Origin of the sequence: Pseudoalteromonas sp. JB197, assembly GCF_002332205.1 — a bacterium.
In the GTDB taxonomy this organism is placed as follows: domain Bacteria; phylum Pseudomonadota; class Gammaproteobacteria; order Enterobacterales; family Alteromonadaceae; genus Pseudoalteromonas; species Pseudoalteromonas nigrifaciens.
The window spans coordinates 1,267,289-1,285,600 of record NZ_NRGZ01000001.1; the positions used below are offsets into that span (position 1 = coordinate 1,267,289).

Annotated in this window: 16 protein-coding genes and 1 pseudogene; 9 read left to right on the top strand and 8 right to left on the bottom strand. The window is 39.1% G+C overall.

The window, feature by feature from the left end; translation table 11 throughout:
- Together CIK86_RS05995 and CIK86_RS06000 are read left to right on the top strand one after the other, a co-directional pair.
- Entirely contained in the window at nucleotides 1–315 is a 315-nt protein-coding gene (locus tag CIK86_RS05995; protein ID WP_086996161.1) for a hypothetical protein, read from the top strand.
- A 15-nt stretch (nucleotides 316–330) separates the two neighbouring features.
- Nucleotides 331–537 carry a hypothetical protein gene (locus tag CIK86_RS06000; protein WP_086996165.1) on the top strand — a complete coding sequence of 69 codons (207 nt, stop codon included), beginning with the start codon at nucleotides 331–333 and terminating at the stop codon, nucleotides 535–537.
- A gap of 80 nt (nucleotides 538–617) precedes the next feature.
- Here CIK86_RS06000 and ltrA read toward each other — a convergent pair whose 3' ends face one another.
- On the bottom strand, nucleotides 618–1,973 hold the full coding sequence (ltrA, locus tag CIK86_RS06005) for a group II intron reverse transcriptase/maturase (RefSeq protein WP_256620722.1): 1,356 nt from the start codon (nucleotides 1,971–1,973) through the stop codon (nucleotides 618–620).
- 660 nt (nucleotides 1,974–2,633) lie between these two features.
- On the opposite strand from ltrA, the gene CIK86_RS06010 reads away from it, so the two are divergent.
- From CIK86_RS06010 to CIK86_RS19215, 3 genes are all read left to right on the top strand, one after another.
- The gene (locus CIK86_RS06010) at nucleotides 2,634–3,434 is read left to right on the top strand and encodes a class III extradiol ring-cleavage dioxygenase (protein ID WP_086994183.1); all 801 of its coding nucleotides are present in this window, start codon (nucleotides 2,634–2,636) and stop codon (nucleotides 3,432–3,434) included.
- Nucleotides 3,435–3,510: 76 nt separating this feature from the next.
- Nucleotides 3,511–4,173, top strand: a complete 663-nt coding sequence (locus CIK86_RS06015) for a hypothetical protein (RefSeq protein ID WP_086994180.1) — start codon at nucleotides 3,511–3,513, stop codon at nucleotides 4,171–4,173.
- A gap of 139 nt (nucleotides 4,174–4,312) precedes the next feature.
- Nucleotides 4,313–4,519, top strand: coding sequence for a hypothetical protein (locus tag CIK86_RS19215; protein ID WP_089368250.1), 207 nt, complete (start codon nucleotides 4,313–4,315; stop codon nucleotides 4,517–4,519).
- A 275-nt stretch (nucleotides 4,520–4,794) separates the two neighbouring features.
- Here the strand turns inward: CIK86_RS19215 and CIK86_RS06025 are convergent, their stop codons facing one another.
- Nucleotides 4,795–5,679 carry a LysR family transcriptional regulator gene (locus CIK86_RS06025; protein ID WP_086994178.1) on the bottom strand — a complete coding sequence of 295 codons (885 nt, stop codon included), beginning with the start codon at nucleotides 5,677–5,679 and terminating at the stop codon, nucleotides 4,795–4,797.
- A 281-nt stretch (nucleotides 5,680–5,960) separates the two neighbouring features.
- On the opposite strand from CIK86_RS06025, the gene CIK86_RS06030 reads away from it, so the two are divergent.
- Entirely contained in the window at nucleotides 5,961–6,782 is an 822-nt protein-coding gene (locus CIK86_RS06030; protein WP_198408426.1) for a sulfite exporter TauE/SafE family protein, read from the top strand.
- Nucleotides 6,783–6,909: 127 nt separating this feature from the next.
- On the opposite strand, the gene CIK86_RS06035 is transcribed toward CIK86_RS06030, so the two are convergent.
- Nucleotides 6,910–7,959 (bottom strand): methionine synthase, encoded by a 1,050-nt coding sequence (locus tag CIK86_RS06035; protein ID WP_086994175.1) that lies wholly within the window; start codon nucleotides 7,957–7,959, stop codon nucleotides 6,910–6,912.
- 70 nt (nucleotides 7,960–8,029) lie between these two features.
- The gene (locus tag CIK86_RS06040) at nucleotides 8,030–9,004 is read right to left on the bottom strand and encodes a DUF1852 domain-containing protein (RefSeq protein ID WP_086994173.1); all 975 of its coding nucleotides are present in this window, start codon (nucleotides 9,002–9,004) and stop codon (nucleotides 8,030–8,032) included.
- A gap of 482 nt (nucleotides 9,005–9,486) precedes the next feature.
- On the opposite strand from CIK86_RS06040, the pseudogene CIK86_RS06045 reads away from it, so the two are divergent.
- Nucleotides 9,487–10,485 (top strand): annotated as a pseudogene (locus CIK86_RS06045) (alpha-amylase family glycosyl hydrolase).
- Between the two features lie 419 nt (nucleotides 10,486–10,904).
- On the opposite strand, the gene CIK86_RS06050 reads toward CIK86_RS06045, so the two are convergent.
- The 3 genes from CIK86_RS06050 to nirK are packed head-to-tail and all read right to left on the bottom strand — an operon-like array spanning nucleotide 10,905 to nucleotide 13,660.
- On the bottom strand, nucleotides 10,905–11,492 hold the full coding sequence (locus CIK86_RS06050) for an SCO family protein (RefSeq protein WP_086994170.1): 588 nt from the start codon (nucleotides 11,490–11,492) through the stop codon (nucleotides 10,905–10,907).
- Nucleotides 11,493–11,496: 4 nt separating this feature from the next.
- Nucleotides 11,497–12,255: a formylglycine-generating enzyme family protein gene (locus tag CIK86_RS06055; RefSeq protein ID WP_086994167.1), complete on the bottom strand. Its 759-nt coding sequence runs from the start codon at nucleotides 12,253–12,255 to the stop codon at nucleotides 11,497–11,499.
- Between the two features lies 1 nt (nucleotide 12,256).
- Nucleotides 12,257–13,660 (bottom strand): copper-containing nitrite reductase, encoded by a 1,404-nt coding sequence (gene nirK, locus CIK86_RS06060; protein WP_011328157.1) that lies wholly within the window; start codon nucleotides 13,658–13,660, stop codon nucleotides 12,257–12,259.
- A gap of 257 nt (nucleotides 13,661–13,917) precedes the next feature.
- Here nirK and CIK86_RS06065 point away from each other — a divergent pair, with 257 nt between their 5' ends.
- Nucleotides 13,918–14,391, top strand: coding sequence for a hypothetical protein (locus CIK86_RS06065; protein WP_086994165.1), 474 nt, complete (start codon nucleotides 13,918–13,920; stop codon nucleotides 14,389–14,391).
- A 339-nt stretch (nucleotides 14,392–14,730) separates the two neighbouring features.
- Here CIK86_RS06065 and CIK86_RS06070 read toward each other — a convergent pair whose 3' ends face one another.
- The gene (locus tag CIK86_RS06070; RefSeq protein ID WP_086994162.1) at nucleotides 14,731–16,248 is read right to left on the bottom strand and encodes a leucyl aminopeptidase; all 1,518 of its coding nucleotides are present in this window, start codon (nucleotides 16,246–16,248) and stop codon (nucleotides 14,731–14,733) included.
- Nucleotides 16,249–16,462: 214 nt separating this feature from the next.
- Between CIK86_RS06070 and CIK86_RS06075 the strand changes: the two genes are divergently transcribed.
- The gene (locus CIK86_RS06075; protein WP_086994159.1) at nucleotides 16,463–18,277 is read left to right on the top strand and encodes a serine/threonine protein kinase; all 1,815 of its coding nucleotides are present in this window, start codon (nucleotides 16,463–16,465) and stop codon (nucleotides 18,275–18,277) included.
- The last annotated feature ends 35 nt before the right edge of the window (nucleotides 18,278–18,312 follow it).

The following is an 18,312-nucleotide window of genomic DNA, read 5'->3' on the forward strand; positions in this document are numbered from 1 at the left end:
ATGAAAAAATTTTTACCTTTGTTATTTTTGTTTTCTGTCCCAGTATATGCTGAAGATGTTTTCTTTACTTCAGATAAAGCTTCTAGCCAATTTGAGTTTAACACTAGATGTTGGGCGTATGCGCAAATAGCTGAAGAACCAGAGTCGGTTGTTGACTATTATAAAAATAAAGCCAGAAAAGAGAAATTTACTGAATTTCAAGAAGGGTTAAATGTTGGTTATGCTTCAGGTTTCATAAAGTCGGGTTCTATGCTCCTAGAAATATCTAAAACTGAAGCTGCTCAGTTAGTATTTAATTCAACCTGTAAAAAATAAACTTAAGGAATTAACATGACACAATCATTAATTAAAATTACATGCACTCATTGTTCGGGTAATTTTTCAGGTGTTTTAAACGACTTGTTTGATGTTTCTAAAACATATGCGGCTCAATGCCCAGAGTGTAATGAACAAACATTTTTTGTTGGTGAAAGTGCCTTTGTTGATGTTGACATTCCTGAAAATGCAGTGTCAATAAAATATGTTGCGGCACTCTGAAAACTCACATAATCGGGTAGCCGGAGGTCTCTAACCTCCAGCCCCCACACCACCCATCATGCGGGTCCGCAATGGGCGGTTCATCTCCCGTAATGAATATTGATCCAAATATCTTTCAATGACACTAAACCTTGTGATGCTAAATAGTCATTACCTAGCGCAATGTTAATTCCTTTTGTTTTTGAGCTTCTACAAGGGCCTTTACTGGTGATACCACAGGCTATGGCGAGTCGCTCGCTAACACCCAATTTCATTAAACTGCGTACTTTGGTGCGAGGTTTACGCCATTGCCGCCAGTAGCACATTCTTATCCTACGACGGATCCAATGATCTAAATCCACTGTTAGTTGATAAGCGTTGGCTATTAGGTAGTAGTGTCCCCAGCCGCGTAAATACTGCGTGAGTTTATGAATTTGTAGGGTCATTGAGATCCCCCAGTTGCGGTTAGTGAGTTCTCTTACATTTGCTTTAAATTTCTTTAGCGCCTGTTCGTGGATCTGCACTTGAGCGTAACGGAAGGTAAACCCGAGAAATTTCGAGCCTGATACGGGACCGACTCGACTTTTCGATTCATTCACTTTGAGTTTTAATCGCTGAGTGATAAACGCAGTAATTTCCCGTTGGATTATGAGTCCTTCGCTTTTCGTTTTTACTAAAATGATTATGTCATCAGCGTAACGTGCAAACTTAAGGTGTTTGTAGGTTAGCTTCTTATCTAATTCATCGAGTAAAATATTGGAAAGTAAAGGGGATAATGGCCCACCTTGAGGGACTCCTTTGGTTGACTCAAACCACAGACCCGTTTCGCGCTCTGCGATCCCCGCTCGGAGGTATTTACCAAGTAGGCGCATGAGTGCTTTGTCTTTGACTTTACGACCAACACGATTCATCAGCATGTCATGGTTTACTTCATCAAAGAACTTAGACAAGTCAATATCAACTGCTGTTTTATAACCTTGTTTAACACAAGATTGAACATGATTTACTGCTTGGCTGGCTCTTTTATGAGGGCGATAACCATAACTATGTGGTGAAAATAGAGGCTCAAAGTAAGGGCTAATCACTTGAGCAATAGCTTGTTGGATCACTCTGTCGATAACAGAAGGGATCCCAAGCATTCGCTCACCGCCATCGGGTTTGGGTATCATCACGCGTTTGACTGGCAAGGGTTGATAAGTGCCGCTAAGTAATTGTTGTTTAATACCCAGCCAATGTAACTTAGCGAAGTGATTAAATTCCTCAATACTCATATTATCAATACCCGCAGCCCCTTTATTGCGCTTAACATGTTGCCATGCTGCACCAATATTGTGGTTGCTCAGTACCCTTGCCATCAGGTCACGATCTGTTTGGTTGTATTCATTCGAGGTATTATTCACAGTCGAACGCTGTTCATCACTATCACAACACGGTGATCTATGTGAATTCAAGTTCATTTGTAGTATCTCCTCTGGTTAAGATGTTCAGGCCTTCACCGTGTCCCCTCCATTACGATGGGCGTTTGGCTACTATGCCGTCTGCTGACTTCTGATAAATCACTCTAGCGATTACTCGATAAAGCGCGTCGAAACTAACGCTTGTTTACTGCTATTTCGCTCGCTGTAGGTCGCAGCAACCAAAGCGCCAAGGGTTGAACAACCAGTCCCTAACTGGTAATCTCCAAGCGTTAGCGCGGATGCGTGTTTATCAGATCTCCCCGAATAAGGTGCATCGACTTTCTCTGCACAACTGCATCATTTACGGTGGCCGTTAGATCACATGACTTCGCTATCTTGTGCTAGCTCGTCTCCAGCCTACGCCTCATATGATGTTTTTGTTCATCAGCTCACAGATTTGCTAGCGGCTTCCTCTAGACTATCTCTCGCGATTTAGCCCTTGCCATTCGCTAGTAGTTATCGTTTAATAACAGTGTGTTATTTAAACGGTGATCTTCCTACAGAGGACTTTCACCTCATAAGTCAATGCCCATGTCGGGCGTACACAAGCCACTCAAGAGGGACATAAAACAGTTTGCTGTTTTCGTTCCTCAACATTTTAGCAAACTATTTTATTGCCTGTTAACAGGGCGTTAGCATTCTCCTATTAAGAGGATCGTGATGAACACTAAACCTCAAATATTATTTTTGTCTCATGGCGGCGGGCCGATGCCACTTCTAGGTGATGTTGGGCATAAAGAAATGATTGATTGCTTGCAAAAAATCTCATCTATTTTGCGTAAGCCATCAGCCATTTTAGTGGTAAGTGCGCACTGGGAAGAAAAAATCCCAACCATTACTTCGGGCGCCAACCCTTCCCTTATTTACGATTACTATGGATTTCCAGAAAAGTCTTATAGTATTACCTATCCTTGTCAGGGAGAGCCATCACTGGCGGAGCAGACCTATAAGCGGCTGGAGCATTCAGGTATTTCCGCAAAACTTGATGAGCAGCGCGGTTTTGACCACGGTCTATTTATTCCTCTGAAAATCATGTACCCGGAGGCAGATATTCCGTGCATTCAGCTCTCTCTTGTCGATAATCTCAGTCCAGCAGCTCATGTCGGGATAGGGCGAGCAATCCAAGACTTGGAGTATGAAAATTTACTTATAATTGGTTCTGGTTTCTCCTTTCATAATATGAAAGCATTTTTTTCATCTGAAACCAGTGAATCAAAAACTTTAAATGAATCTTTTGAAGCGTGGCTGCTAGAGACTTGCACTAACAGTAGTATTACTGAAGAAGAAAGAGAACAAAGATTTATCCAATGGGAAAAAGCCCCCGGTGCTCGTTACTGTCACCCAAGAGAAGAGCATTTATTGCCGTTGCACGTTTGCTATGGAATAGCTAATAGTGTTTGCACTAAGTCGTTTGAGCTAAAGATTCTAAATAAAAAATCGAGCATGTACATCTGGTCATAAAATGCTAACAAACGCGTCAATTAGGACGCTCGCAAGCTCTCGCCTATTACCCGGGCGTTATGCCTAAAAGGAATCTATGCAATTCATATACGATCTAATACAGGAAAACCCTGAATATTACATATGGGTATTCGGGGTGATTAATGCGTTGTGGCTAGGTTTTGTTTATTTCAATAAACAAACCCATGAAAAGAATCTTAAACAACTAGAACAAGACTTACGCTACAGAGCAGGCAGGAGGCTAAAAATATTTGATCTAAAAGCGTCTGAATACGGTAAGTACGTTACAGACTTGGATGCCTTTGGTAGAAAAAATGAAATTGAGATGCCTGAGCGAATGCAGCCTATTTTTGACGAGTATCTTCAGCGCTATCTAGCTGCTGCCGAAGCTGAGGATAAAGAACAGGAGCGAATAGTAATTGGTTGGCTTAGTTCGCAAATATCCGGGTTAATGCAAGAAGGTTTGAAAGATGTCCTAATACTGAAATCTGAATCTAATCGACTCAAACTGATTGCTACTGATGAAATGCTTGAAACATTTGACCGACTTGAGGCATTAACTCAAGAGTCAATGGATTGTACTAATGAATACATGAATAATTTTACAGAAATTATTTTTAACCAACAAAATGAAAAAACAGAAGCCTTTAAAGTGAAGGCAGCAGAGCTTGGCGCTGAGATTCAGAAGAATTCAAAAGAGCTATTAAATCAAATGAGGCGAGAGCTTAGTGATATTTAGGCATAACAAAGCAAGGCACAACCGCACAGCAAACTGTGCCGGACTCGCTCATTCTTCGCTCGCCTGTGCTTGCAAGCGTTAGCAGGCTTAAATCATTAGAGTTTTATTAGCCTGTATTGATTAATTAAAAAGGATTTTTATGTTTGCTCAAATTTTCTTAGCTATTTTGGCTGTATTTCTTTTCTATTTAGGTATTGTTGAAAAATCTATTCTCAATATTGGAATAGGTTTTATTTTAATAGTGGTATCAGTTGCTAGATTTTATGCCGCAAAATCGGGTTCATCTAGTCAAGAGGAATTTGATAAATGGCGCGTAAAACGTGAGAATAAAATAAACGATGATTAGCAACATCGGTGCTAACAACACGCCCTGAAGCTGCTAAATACGTTGATTCATCGTAGGGTGTATTCGTTTTCCAACACCTAAATACGTTCCTTATCCATTTAAATGCCTGTGATCTAATAATGCTGTTATGTGGTTTACTTTTGGCTTTGTTACTTAAAATACACTGTGCTGAATTCAATCAGCTATTTACAAAACCCCAGCCTGCACAGCTGGTTTGTACTAAACATGCGGGTAGGATAACGCGCTTATGAGCCCACACTGTGCATTTTATTTGGTTATGTTGTTTTTTTAGCTTGGGCAATAAAGTCATTTAAGTAGTCTATATGCTGCTCGTTGTTACGAATACCGACAAATATTTGTTTGTTAATACCTTGCTCTCCAAACCTTAGGCTTTTGATAGGCATTGTTTTAGAATACTCGTCTACTAGCCAGCCTGGTAAAGCACAAATACCGCGACCCGCAGCGACCATTTGTAGCATGATTTCGGTTGTTTCAATGGTTTTGTGTTTTTTTACTGAGCACTTTGCTGGATTAAGAAACTGGCTAAAAATATCAAGCCTTAGCGGCTCTACAGGGTAACTAAACAATACTTCTTCGCTTAGCTGCTCGGGTAATACAAACTTTTGTGTTGCAAGTTTATGGGATTTAGCAACTACGAGTCTGTGTTCGTAGTTAAACACAGGTATGTAGCTTATTTTAGGTTTAAAGAGTGGATCGGGAGTTATTAGTACGTCAATTTCGTAGCTTAGTAATGCACCTAAAGCACCAAACTGAAACTCCTGCTTTACGTCAATGTCTATGTCTGGCCAGTGCTCTAAATAGGGCTCAATTACTCTAAGCAACCATTGGTAACAAGGGTGGCACTCCATGCCAATGCGTAGCGAGCCTAGTTCACCTTTAGCAATTTGATTTAGTAATAACTCAGTGTGTACAAACTGCGGTAATACTCTGTTTGCCAGTGTTTGAATATGCTCACCAGCCGCTGTAAGGCGCAAATTTCGACCGTCTTTTTTCCATATTGGCGTACCAACTTGGCCTTCTAGTTTTTTTATACTATGACTTAGTGCCGATTGCGATAAGTACAACGAATTTGCTGCCTTAGTTAGGGTTCCATGTTCTTTTATGGCGGTTAGTATTTCTAAGTGGATCCTTTCCAGCACAAGTTAACTCCTATCTATAATTTAGCTTTAATGATGACTGATATTCATTGGTTGATGAAATTATATCATTTTATCAAGCAAACAAGTTTATTTACTATTAAGGTGGGAATAACTAATTATAACAAAGCGTTATATTAAACTTAGCGAGAGCTAAGTTTGTAGAGCATGCTAACGTGATTGTTTTATTTAAAAACCTAAAAGCAGGGGGCTGTAATTACCTCGTAAATTGACTGAAAGGTCTTTGTTGTGATTAAAAATAGAAGTAATAATTAATGAATATCATTGAATTTATAACAAGTAATATATCTACTTTGTTGGCATTGGTAGCCACAGGCGTATTTGCCGGTATTTTAGCCGGTTTACTCGGTGTGGGCGGTGGAATTGTAATTGTGCCTGTGTTGTTTTTTTTGTTTCAGAGCTTTGGGGTATCGCCCGAGTCTGCAATGTTAATTGCAACAGCCACGTCTTTGGCAACCATAGTGCCTACATCTATAAGTTCAATTAGGTCTCACAATAAAAAAGGCAATGTGGACTTTGACCTTTTAAAACGTTGGGCTGCATTTATTCTTATAGGTGTATTGCTGGGTAGCTGGTTAGTTACTCGGGTTGATGGCAAGTTGCTTACGGTATTGTTTGGGGCAATAGCGCTGTTATCTGCACTTAATATGCTGTTTAGAACGGGCAAGTCGGCGTTGTATCAAAAACTGCCAGGTACAGTAGGGCAAAGTGTTATGGGCGCATTTATTGGCTTTTTAAGCTCTATGGTGGGAATTGGTGGCGGCACTATTTCGGTGCCATTACTTACTTTATATAACTATCCTGCTCACAAGGCCGTTGGTACAGCTGCAGCAATTGGGTTAATTATTTCATTGCCTGGTGCGCTAACTATGTTGATATTGGGCAGTACGCCAATTGATGCGCCAGCGGGGACCTTTGGTTTGGTTAACTTATTTGGCTTTGCATGTATTGTACCGCTAACCGTACTGTTTGCGCCTGTAGGCGCGTCGTTAGCTGCAAAACTAGATGCAAGTAAACTGAAAAAGATATTTGCTTGTGTACTATTAATTACTGGTTTACGCATGTTAGGGCAAGTGTTTTTATAGGTTTTTAATTTAGTTATTGTTTGTTTAAAAAAGAATGCCCGGCATAGGAGCTCTATGGCGGGCATTCTTTTACATAACTATATTGAAGTGCTTATATTAGTTGGATTATATAGGTTTATTTGTTGGGCTAACTTTTGTTAGCTAGTTCTTTGCGAATTATTTCTGCTCCTGCACTTAAGGAATTTAACTTAGCGTTTGCTACATTACGCGCTAAAGGAGCCATACCACAGTTGGTACAAGGGTAGAGCTTGTCGGCATCAACATATTTAAGCGCTTCGCGCAGGGTATTAGCAACTTCTTCGGGTGTTTCTATGGTGTCGGTTGCTACATCAATAGCGCCTACCATCACTTTTTTGCCGCGAATAAGTTCAAGTAGCTCCATTGGTACATGAGAGTTATGACATTCTAGCGAAATAATATCTATATTCGATTGCTGTAACTTAGGAAACGCTTCTTCGTATTGGCGCCATTCTGAGCCTAATGTTTTTTTCCAATCGGTATTGGCTTTAATGCCGTAGCCGTAGCAAATATGCACCGCGGTTTCGCATTTTAGTCCTTCAATTGCGCGCTCTAAACAGGCAATACCCCAGTCATTAACTTCATCAAAAAATACATTAAATGCTGGTTCATCAAATTGGATAATATTTACCCCTGCAGCTTCTAGCTCTTTGGCCTCTTGATTAAGAATTATGGCAAATTCCCACGCAAGTTTTTCGCGACTTTTATAATGATCGTCATAAAGGGTATCTATCATTGTCATTGGGCCTGGCAAAGCCCATTTTATTGGCTGGTTAGTTTGCTGGCGTAAAAATTTAGCATCTTCAACAAAAACCGGCTTTTGTCGACTAACAGGGCCAACAACCGTTGGTACACTTGCATCGTACCTATCGCGAATTTTAACGGTTTTACGCTTTTCAAAATCAACACCGTTGAGGTGCTCAATAAAGGTGGTAACAAAGTGTTGCCTGGTTTGCTCGCCATCACTGACAATATCAATGCCTGCTTGTTGCTGAGCGTGTAATGACAAGCGAAGGGCGTCTTGCTTACCTTCAATTAGTTCATCGTCTTGTAATTTCCAAGGCGACCAAAGTGTTTGTGGTTGTGCAAGCCAAACCGGTTTAGGCAAACTGCCCGCAGTTGACGTAGGTAATAGTGTATTGCTAATAAGTGTTTTCATGATAAATAGTGCCGTATATTTAAAGTTATAATTGAACCTAGCTATTGAGCGAAACTGTTAAGCGCTGCTTTTAAACGTAATTGGCAGAGAATTGTTCAAGCACAGTTTGGTATGGCTTAATTAGATGCTCTTCGGTAAATTTTCCCTGCTGGCTGGCCATTTGGCTACGCTCTTCTCGATCATAAACAATTTGCGTTAATGAATGATCTTGGTTGTTCAAATTTGGCTGATAAAACTTTCCTGCAGGTGCATTTGCATTGTAAATTTCAGGTCGATAGATTTTCTGAAATGTTTCCATGGTACAAATAGTGCTTATAAGTTCAAGGTTAGTGTAATCATTAAGTAAGTCACCAAAAAAGAAAAATGCTAAAGGCGCTACACTGTTTGGTGGCATAAAATAACGTACCTGCAAGCCCATTTTTTTGAAATATTGCTCGGTTAAAGATGACTCATTTGGCAGGTATTCAACGCCTAAAATTGGGTGCTGGTTTTGAGTTTGATTATACGTTTTGTTATCAGAAACACTAATACATATTACAGGTAGTTTATTAAAATTTAGTCTGTAAGTACTTGAGTTAATAAAATGCTGAAACAGCTTGCCGTGCAGCTCGCCAAAGTTATCTGGGATACTAAATTTAGGTTGATTTTTATTATGATTTTGCAGCAATACGCTAAAGTCATAATCGCGCACATAAGATGAAAAGTTATTACCTACAATGCCTTCAATGCGTTTATTAGTTTTATGATCAACAATAATTGTTTTTAATATTTCTATCGATGGAAAAGTATTACCACTGCCTTTAATATCTAAATCTACAGAAATAATCTCAAGTTCGACAGAGTAACGATCTCCATTTTCGTTATCCCAATTAGCTAAAGCATTAAAGCGGTTATCAATCATTTTTAACGCGTTGCGCAAATTAGCTTGGCGGTATTTTCCTCTTGCCAAGTTAGCAAAGTTGGTTGTAAGGCGCGTATCGTTAGATGGCTGATAACTTTCATCAAGAGAAGTGCTCTTAATAGTAAATTTAAAGTCTTTTTTCATGATTTTGGTATCCATTTATATAATTAAAGCTGAATTTTTGTTTAACTTCTGAGGTTTTCGGTAATATCTTCAGATTTCCCTGTCAGTAGTCACCACAGTATTTTTTATTTTTACCTAAAGGCTTAATTGCAACCAAGTGCAGTGCGGCTAAAGGTAAAAGCAAGAATGTATTTTATACGTTGTTATTGCTATGAATAAAACTGATTTAATTTCATTTATATATGAGCGCTGTTCATGAGTTGTTTTTCTTGTTAGTTTTGCTGCGTTTATTAGCGTGGCTGTAGGTTTGTGAGGTGCATTTTTGAGGAGGAATAAGTTAAGTGAAAGAATGTTTATTTAATTTAATAAATATGGGACAGGCACAACATTTACTTGAACTTTACATACATATAAAAGTAAATATAAAAGGACAGGCATAAAAAACTGGTAATTCCCATGTGTTGAACTACTGTTTATATACATGTAAAGCAGGAGTGTTAAACATGACCCGCGCCAGAAAGTCACTCATAGATTTATCGGCAACACCTTATTACCACCTAATAGCGCGCTGTGTTCGCCGTGCTTTTTTGTGCGGCAATGATAAATACTCAGGTAAAAACTTTGACCACCGTAGGAAATGGCTTGTTAAGCGGATGAAATTACTGAGCGATGTATTTGCTATTGATATAGCAGCTTACGCTATTATGAGTAATCACTATCATATAGTGGTTAAAGTAAATAAAAACAAAGCACTTGATTGGTCTGTTGAGGAGGTTATAAGGCGTTCGTATAAGTTATACAAACGAGGAGAGCCTTTGGTTGAACGCTTTTTAAATGGCGAAAAACTAAATGAGGCTAGCTTGCATATTTTTAGTGGAATAATAGCAACATGGCGAGCACGACTTTATGATATTAGCTGGTATATGAAAAATCTTAATGAATATATTGCCAGGCAAGCAAATAAAGAAGATAACTGCACAGGAAAATACTGGGAAGGGCGTTATAAATCCCAAGCACTATTAGATGATAAGGCCATTTTAAGTTGTATGGCGTATGTTGATTTAAATCCTATTAGAGCGAAAGTAGCTACAGAACTTAAAAATAGTGATTTTACATCAATTCAAGAGCGCATCCATAATTATAAAAACACGGCAGAAAATAGTAAGCAATCTATACAAAAAACAGAACTGTTTGAGCATAAAAGCCAGCCAATGCAATAACTTAAATTAGGGAGTAATGCAGATCCAGACACGATCCCATTTAGGTTAATAGACTATTTAGAGTTAGTAAGTTGGAGTAGTCGTTGTTTTACTTGCAATAAGCAAGGGGAAATAAATGAAAATGTACTCAATATATTAGCCAAATTAAATATAGAAGAGGCTGAGTGGCTAAACGCAATTCAGCATTTTCGTAGGCAATATGCAAACTTTGCAGGGAGTAAAGTAAGGTTAATGAATTTAGCTGCGCAGAACCAAGCTAAGTGGTACAAAGGTGTTGGTTAATCTGTAAGTTATTTAATGCAGAATAAATACGAGCATCCGCTGTTTTTTTGTTCTAACCAGTAAAATTTACTCTTATTGTTTTGGCGGAAGTAAGCAGTTGGTGTGATTAATTTAAATAAGTAAATAAGTAACAATGGCTTGAGGTCGTCAAAAGAGCCTGTGTCAGTTAAGTTAGTAAATATCCATCATATGAAGTGTAAGCCTCTAACTCTCGTTAAAATCTCCCTAAAATCGAATAAACTTTAACTGTTGTGATTCAATGAAAGCCATACACTGGAGTAAATAATAAATAAACTGCGCATTTGCTTTTTAATAAAAATTAAATGCCTGTCCCATATTAAAATTTTTGAAATTAAATAAACACTCTGCTTTTGTGCGAGTGTTTATTCATTTTTATAGTTTACTTAAGGGTACGAGCTTTAAAAGTTTGTTAGCTTTTCAGCGGCTATTGCTGCGTTATTTATTACTCCAAGTTCTTGAAACTTAATACGTCCTTGCTCGTCTAAACCTGTCATTAAGTTGGAGTGATTAACTTCATTGTTGTCTATGTTTTGAAACTTTATATTTAATACCATGGCTAAACTACGAACGTCTTGTGGTGTGCCGGTTAATAAACTCCAGTTTTGTAAATTTAACTTTCGGCTTTGTGCAAATTCTTTTAGTACTGCAGGTGTATCTGTGTCTGGAGTTAACGATACTAAAATAAAACCTACGTCTTGTTTTTCAGCCTCACTCAGCTTATTTTCAATGGCTTGCATGGTAGAAACAATAGTAGGGCAGGTATGTAAGCAGTGTGTGTAAATAAGGCTTATGACTTGTTTTTTACCGCTAAAGCTACTTAAAGTACGTTTATTAGCGTCTTGATCTAACCATGTACTGTTAAGCTGATAAACAGAGTCTTGTGGTATGTTTTGCGAGTAAGCGTATGAGCTGGCAAGCATGCATATCAGCCCTAATATTTTAAGTGTTATATTATTAGAAATTATAGCTGGGTTATATTTTATCATTTGTTTATTCCTTTGATTTCGCACAGCGAAACCCTAAATTGGGTAAAGTATATTTGGCCTGCAAACTAGATCGAAAGCCAAAGCGCATAAATGCGGCATAATCACTGGGATCAGCAGCGCCTTGTGCTCCTGCGGCGCAAAATAATTTTTGATTTATATCACTATCACCACGGGACTCGCCGCTGACCAAAGCGGAGTTAAAATCCTCTGTCCATTCCCAAATTAAGCCGTGTAAGTCTTGTGCTCCCCAATAGTTTGCTGGGGTAGTACCAACCTCGGGGAGCTGTTTGCTACTAGGGCGGCTATACCATTGTAAAATACGTTGGTTATAGCTTTTTTCTAGACTGCCATTGGGCTGGGTTGCACTGGCACTGGCAACACGTTCCCACTGAGCAACCGTGGGTAAGCTTTTATTAAGTGAATGGCAATAAGCTTGGGCTGCAAACCACGATACGTTAACTACAGGGCTGTTTAATTGTCCTTGTGACGGCTGCTTTGGAGTTAGATTTTGTTGCCAATGTTGTAAATATTGAGCCTCCGCAAATATGCTAGGTATTTGCTGTGACTGCCAACGAGGGTTATTTATTACAAACGTTAAATATTGCGCGTTAGTCACAGGCGTAACATCTATGCTAAAAGCGCCCACAAATGTTTGTGGGCTGTTTTTATTCATATAAAGCGGCCTGTAGTTACCCGCGGGCAGCGCTACCATTTTAGGAGGCTCTGCCAGTGTCAGTGTCATCGTTAATAAAGAAAAAATCATGTTACTTGCGCTGCTTAGCAACTTGTTCAGCAGAGACTTTTCCGCCAGCGTTATCCCAGTTATTTAGTACAAAGGTAATAACATTGGCAATATCTTCGTCATTTAGGTTCATTGCTGGCATTACGCCGTTGTAGTTAACGTTATTAACTTTAATCGGACCCGATAAGCCTTTAATAATCGCATTAACACCTAAAAGTGGGTTGTTGTTTAAATAATCAGACTTTGCTAAAGGCGGGAATGCTCCGGGAATACCTTCGCCATTAGCTTGATGGCAAGCCATACAGTTAGCTTCATAAACACGTTGGCCGAAACGTATTTGTTCATCTTTATTGTTGGCTGTTATTTTAGTAAAAGTATTGTCTAACGACTGTATTGCTGAGCCTTCTGGTAAATATACGTTTTCAGCTGTTTTGCCTGTAAAAATAGAATGGTCGTCAGGACCTTCTACTTTTAGCATTGCTAGTGCACCTTTGTTAAATGCTCTAAAAATAGAATGATCAACCAAAATAAAGGTGCCTGGTACTTCTACTTTAAATTCCACAATGGCAGCGCCGCCAGCGGGGATCAATGTGGTTTGTACGTTGTGATTTTTTAAACTGCCGCCTTCTACATAAACGGTATCAAAAATTTCGCCTATTACATGAAAAGAAGAAACCAAGTTAGGGCCACCATTACCAATATATAATCGAACTGTTTCACCTACTTTAGCGGTTAAAGAGTTTTCATCTGTGGTACTGCCTACTGAGCCATTAAATACTACGTAGTCGGCGTCTTCATCTATTGCTTTTGCCATATCAAAAGGTTGCAAGCCAGCTTCACCAAATTCACCTTTAGTATAAAAATCCCCTTGTACTAAATAATACTCTCGGTCTACGGGCGCAAGGCCTTCTTTTGGTTCAACTAAAATTAAGCCATACATGCCATTGGCTATGTGCATACCAACAGGAGCCGTGGCGCAATGATAAATATAAAGCCCAGGATTAAGTGCTTTAAAATTAAATGTTGAGGTGTGTCCTGGGGCCGTAAATGACGATTCCGCGCCACCACCTGGGCCTGTTACCGCATGTAAGTCAATATTGTGCGGCATTTTTGAGCTAGGGTGATTTGAGAGGTTAAACTCAATTTCATCACCTTCTCTAACTCGAATAAAACTCCCTGGTACGGTTTCACCAAATGACCAAAATACATATTCAACGCCATCGGCAATTCTCCCTACTTGTTCTCTTGTTTCTAGGTTGATAACTACTTTTGCACTGTGATCTCTATTAATGGCGGGCGGCACCATAGGAGGAGGCGTTAGTATTGCTTGTTCAGTTTTTAAATTACTGGCAGCAAGTAGGTTACCACTAAATAAAATAGCTATTAGAGGGAGCCATAGGGTGTGCTTATTAGGTTGTATTTTCATTTTATATTTTCCATTATAAATGACGATTAACTTAGTATTGCGCTTAAGTGCAAAAATGACTTGATACAGATCAATTAACTGCTGATGAGCAAAAGTTTAGTACTGATCAGCAATGTTAACGAGTTTGATTTTAAATCTATTGTTTGTTTTTATTGAGGTATAGCTTTTTATGAGTGAGTTAACGATTTATTGTTGTAAGCATGCTGTTAACTTTCTTTGGAAACTATATAATTAAATTTATATCAATAAGGATGATGATGACAAATAAAGTAGAGGTTTCGGCCAAAAGTGGAATGCATTTTAAGTTTTACAGTGATGACGTAGAAGTTACTTATTACTGCTTGCCCGTATCGGGAAAAGAAGTTGTAAAAGTTAACGGTGAGATAGTTAGCGAAGCACAAAACTTTAAGTTTAGCTCTACTCATCAGTTTGAAATAAATGGCAACCCGGCCAAAATTAGGCTAAAAGCCCACGGTTTAACTAAAAACGTGACACTTTGTGAGTTTTTTGTGGCTGATGAATTAGTTAAAGCTTATAAACTTACTTACGGTACCAAAGGTAAAGTTCCGCTTATGGCTCAGCTTGTTATTAGTGTTATTGCCGCTGCAGTGGGTTGGTTTTTTGCAGCACAGCTTTTATCATCTTGGTTAGCTTTTGCAATAGTAATAGCGCTTTTAGGATTAGCAGTGTTTAAATTTGAAAAGCCAAGCTGGGAGTGCGAAGAGGTTTAGTAGCATATTTATAAAACTTTAAATTACCTACCTTATATTCCGTATTTTTAACACTGCAGCTAGCCCTAGCTGCAGTGATTTTATTTAACTAATAAAGTTAACAAAATTTATCTGTTGTTCTTTTGGACAGCTATTCCGGCGATCATTGCATTTGTAGAGTTTATTATTTTATTAACCATGAGCGATGAAGCGTTTAATAATAAATATGGTTACGACTAGAAGGTGTTTGACCTTCTAGGTTAAAGGTTATATTGCTTTAACTAACAATAAAAAACGCCAAAAGAATGTATGTGCTTTTGGCGTTTTGTGTTTTAGCTAGTAAAGCTAACTAATGTATATTTAATTACTTAGTAGCCATTCACTCAATAAACGCACGCCAAATCCGGTACCGCCAGCAGATACTTCGTCTTTGCCTTTTTTAGCTAATGCATTGCCGGCTATGTCAATGTGTACCCAGCGAGTGTCACCGGCAAAATGCTCTAAAAAGCTTGCTGCAGTAGTTGCACCAGGGCCGCTGGAGCCAACATTGGTTAAATCAGCAATATCCGACTTTAAAGCATCTTTATACCCTAAAGGCAGGCGCCATAAGTTTTCGTTAACCTGTTTACCGGCTAAGGTTAATTGCGTCACTAATTTATCATCTTGTGAAAATACTGCAGCGTATTCATTGCCAACAGCACCTACTTTAGAGCCAGTTAATGTGGCTACATCAATCATTATTTCAGGATTAAAGTGCTTACGCGCATACCACATTGAATCGCTAAGTACCAAGCGGCCCTCTGCGTCGGTATTAAGTATTTCTACACTTAAGCCTTCAGCGGTACGTACTACGTCGCCCGGTGCTACAGCAAATTGCGACACCATGTTAGCGGCCATACCCATCACTGCAACTACGTTTTTATCTGCTTTAGCAAGTGCCATTGCTTTTACAGTACCCAGTACCGCTGCTGCACCTGCCATGTCTGATTTCATTCGTGCAATAGATGCACCTGTTTTAATGCTGTAGCCGCCAGAGTCAAATGTAATACCTTTACCTATTAGGGCAATAGGTGCGTCGTTAGACCCTTTATAATGAGCAACTACAAGGCGAGCGCCTTGTTCGCTACCACGGCCAACAGCTTCAAGCGCTCCCATACCTAGTTCTTTTAATTGGGCAGGCTCAAGTACGCTAATAGTAACGCCAAGAGACTCTAATTCTTTAGCTGCATTGGCAAAGTCGACCGGGGTCATGTGGGTAGCAACTTCAGAAGTTAAGTCGCGGGCTAAAAATACCCCAGCTTGAATGCTTTGCAGCACTTTATATGTTTTTTGTGTTTGCTTAGTATTGGTAACATCAAATGTGTAACTAATGGTTGCTGTGTTGGCTTTTTGCTTATACTTTTCAAAGCGGTGGTCGCGTAAATTAGCGCCATGAGCAAAGTTAGCTGCTAACTCGGCATTATTATTTAAGCCGGTTACGTCATCAAATATTACACTTGCAGTTGTTACTTTATTGCCAAGTAAGCGAGCATGTATATTGCCACCTAATTTTGCAATACGGGCTTTATCTAGTTCTTTTTGTTTACCCGTACCTACCACTAATATACGATCGTATTTACTGTTTTGTGGTGCTATAAGTTCGGCAACACTGGCGTAATCGCCTTTAAAGTTTTCAATGTCTATTATGCGCTGTAAATGCTGTTTAAACTCTTTATTAAGTGCTTTAAATTGTTTGTTTTTTCCATCTTGGCTATAAAATACGACTAATGTTTGTGCATCTTTGTTTATGTTTGATGAGAAAGTAAACTCAGCTGCGTGCGTACTCATACCAGCACAAAGCGCTATAGCTAAGGAAGAGGCTTTAATTATGTTTGTCATTGTTTAACCCAAAAGAATATAAAGCCCTGTTTTACCTTATTTTAGCCCAATAGGTTAAGCCCTATACGTTGAATGCGCAATTTATAGCGATATGTAGCCTTAAAATTTAAACGAGCGCTATTACTTGAGATAAAACTTTAAATAAAATAGAGTATTACACAGCTAAAAGGGTTATTAATTTAAGCCGTTATACTTCCTTAATTGAGAAAATACAGTGCAAGCCAAAGAAATTCGTAACTTTTATATTAACGAAGAGCAATCTGTTTATTTGCTCTCACACCACGATGCTAAAAAGCATCGGCAGTGGCTTAATATATGTATTAAAAAACTTACCTTACTTGGTTACGAAAATGTAGAAATGATTGGCTCAGGCGCTTTTGGTTTTGTTTTTGCGGGACACGACGATACCGGCTTACCTTGGGTATTTAAGTTTTCGCGTATTACGCTAGCGCAAAGTATACGCGACCGCCTAGAAGACGAAGCTTACATGCTATCGCAAATTAACAATCCACTTGTACCTGAATTTTATGCATTTGAACGAATTAAAAAACAAGGCATTTTAATGATGGCTCGCGCCATGGGCGAAGACCTTGAAAAAGTATCGTTGAAAAAAGGCCGAATTGGCGCTGCAAAAATTATGACGCTGGCAGTGCGACTCAGAAACGTGCTGCTCGATCTGCGCAATCATAATACGGGTATAACGGCGCAGCCTATTGTGCATGGCGACATTAAACCTTCAAACTTAGTATGGGACGAAGCCAGTGATGCACTATCGTTAGTGGATTGGGGAAGCTCGGTATACGCGCAAATAGATAGTGACGGTAACCCCATTGCCAGTAATTTTATGGATTTAATGTCGGCAGACCTAAGCACTACTAACGCACGTATGGGCGATGTTTACTTTATTGGTGAAGCACAAATGTCGGGAGAGCAATCATCTCCACGCTTTGATGAGCAAGGCGTAGCGGCAACCTTGTACGCACTTGCTTCTGCACAGTCTTGTCGGTTTGGAGTAGACGTTATTCCGGCCAGCAGTTTAGGGCTACCAATAGAGCTGGCTAAAGTAATTGACGGTATGCTCTCTAAAAATAAACAAGTGAGAAATAGCGCAGGTGATTACTTTATGCGTAACATTACTAATATGGCGAAAGCCTACTTACCCGAGTTACCTAAAAAAGTAGTTAAAGCCGCGATTCCGTTTTGGTTTAGTTATGACGAAGAGCCCGAAACCGTTGTATACAGTTCACGAAAGCAGTTTTTACGCCAAGCCGATCATAAACAGCAATTGCTTGATGTAAACGATGCCCAATTAGATCGTTACTACAAAGAGTTTTTGTTTGATACCGGAGATACCGAAAAAGCATTTTTAGCTTCAATTAGTCGTTTAGCAAAGTATCCAGCCGTAGGCGGATTAAGCTTTCATTGGAAAGATGAGTCACTGTTTGTTGAATCATCGCTAATTTTGTATAACGAAACGTTAGCCGCTGCATTTACCGATGCGGTAAATAATACCGTAATGCTGGCACAAGCAATTAGCCAAAAAGGGCTGTTTAAATGTTGTTTGTTTGACGCACGTAAAACCATTCAGCTAGAGCGCGATAGAACAGGCGCTTTTAAGTTTGAAAGTTTACCAGAACTTGATTTTGAAACGGTGAATGTAAATGCCAGTGATGTTACCCGGCCACATTCTTACTTTGAAGATGGTAAAGATCCCGACGAGCAACTACAACTGCCAAAAAAAGTAATTAAATGTGTGTTTGAGCTAAATCAAATACACCACACTGGCTGCATTATTTTTGAAGCGCTGCCCGATAGGCTCAAAATACATCATTACTACCGGTTGCTCGATGCCAGTAAAGAGGATGAGTTTAGGCGGCTGCTTAATAAGTTGATGCAATACGCAGTTAATATTACCGACGTAGGGGTAGCCGGTTTTATGAAGTTACCTTACAAAAATACTCGTGAGTTTAGTTTGTGCGAGCAGCAGAGCAATCATTACTATCCTAAAAACCCAAAAATGACACTTTAAATATGGCAAATTTACACACTCTGCTGGCATACAAT

Excerpts from the sequence above, each read along its gene's own strand:
- CIK86_RS05995 (WP_086996161.1), top strand. The coding sequence starts at position 1 with ATGAAAAAATTTTTACCTTTGTTATTTTTGTTTTCTGTCCCAGTATAT.
- CIK86_RS06000 (WP_086996165.1), top strand. The coding sequence starts at position 331 with ATGACACAATCATTAATTAAAATTACATGCACTCATTGTTCGGGTAAT.
- ltrA (WP_256620722.1), bottom strand. The coding sequence starts at position 1,973 with ATGAACTTGAATTCACATAGATCACCGTGTTGTGATAGTGATGAACAG.
- CIK86_RS06010 (WP_086994183.1), top strand. The coding sequence starts at position 2,634 with ATGAACACTAAACCTCAAATATTATTTTTGTCTCATGGCGGCGGGCCG.
- CIK86_RS06015 (WP_086994180.1), top strand. The coding sequence starts at position 3,511 with ATGCAATTCATATACGATCTAATACAGGAAAACCCTGAATATTACATA.
- CIK86_RS19215 (WP_089368250.1), top strand. The coding sequence starts at position 4,313 with ATGTTTGCTCAAATTTTCTTAGCTATTTTGGCTGTATTTCTTTTCTAT.
- CIK86_RS06035 (WP_086994175.1), bottom strand. The coding sequence starts at position 7,959 with ATGAAAACACTTATTAGCAATACACTATTACCTACGTCAACTGCGGGC.
- CIK86_RS06040 (WP_086994173.1), bottom strand. The coding sequence starts at position 9,004 with ATGAAAAAAGACTTTAAATTTACTATTAAGAGCACTTCTCTTGATGAA.
- CIK86_RS06050 (WP_086994170.1), bottom strand. The coding sequence starts at position 11,492 with ATGATAAAATATAACCCAGCTATAATTTCTAATAATATAACACTTAAA.
- CIK86_RS06055 (WP_086994167.1), bottom strand. The coding sequence starts at position 12,255 with ATGATTTTTTCTTTATTAACGATGACACTGACACTGGCAGAGCCTCCT.
- nirK (WP_011328157.1), bottom strand. The coding sequence starts at position 13,660 with ATGAAAATACAACCTAATAAGCACACCCTATGGCTCCCTCTAATAGCT.
- CIK86_RS06065 (WP_086994165.1), top strand. The coding sequence starts at position 13,918 with ATGACAAATAAAGTAGAGGTTTCGGCCAAAAGTGGAATGCATTTTAAG.
- CIK86_RS06070 (WP_086994162.1), bottom strand. The coding sequence starts at position 16,248 with ATGACAAACATAATTAAAGCCTCTTCCTTAGCTATAGCGCTTTGTGCT.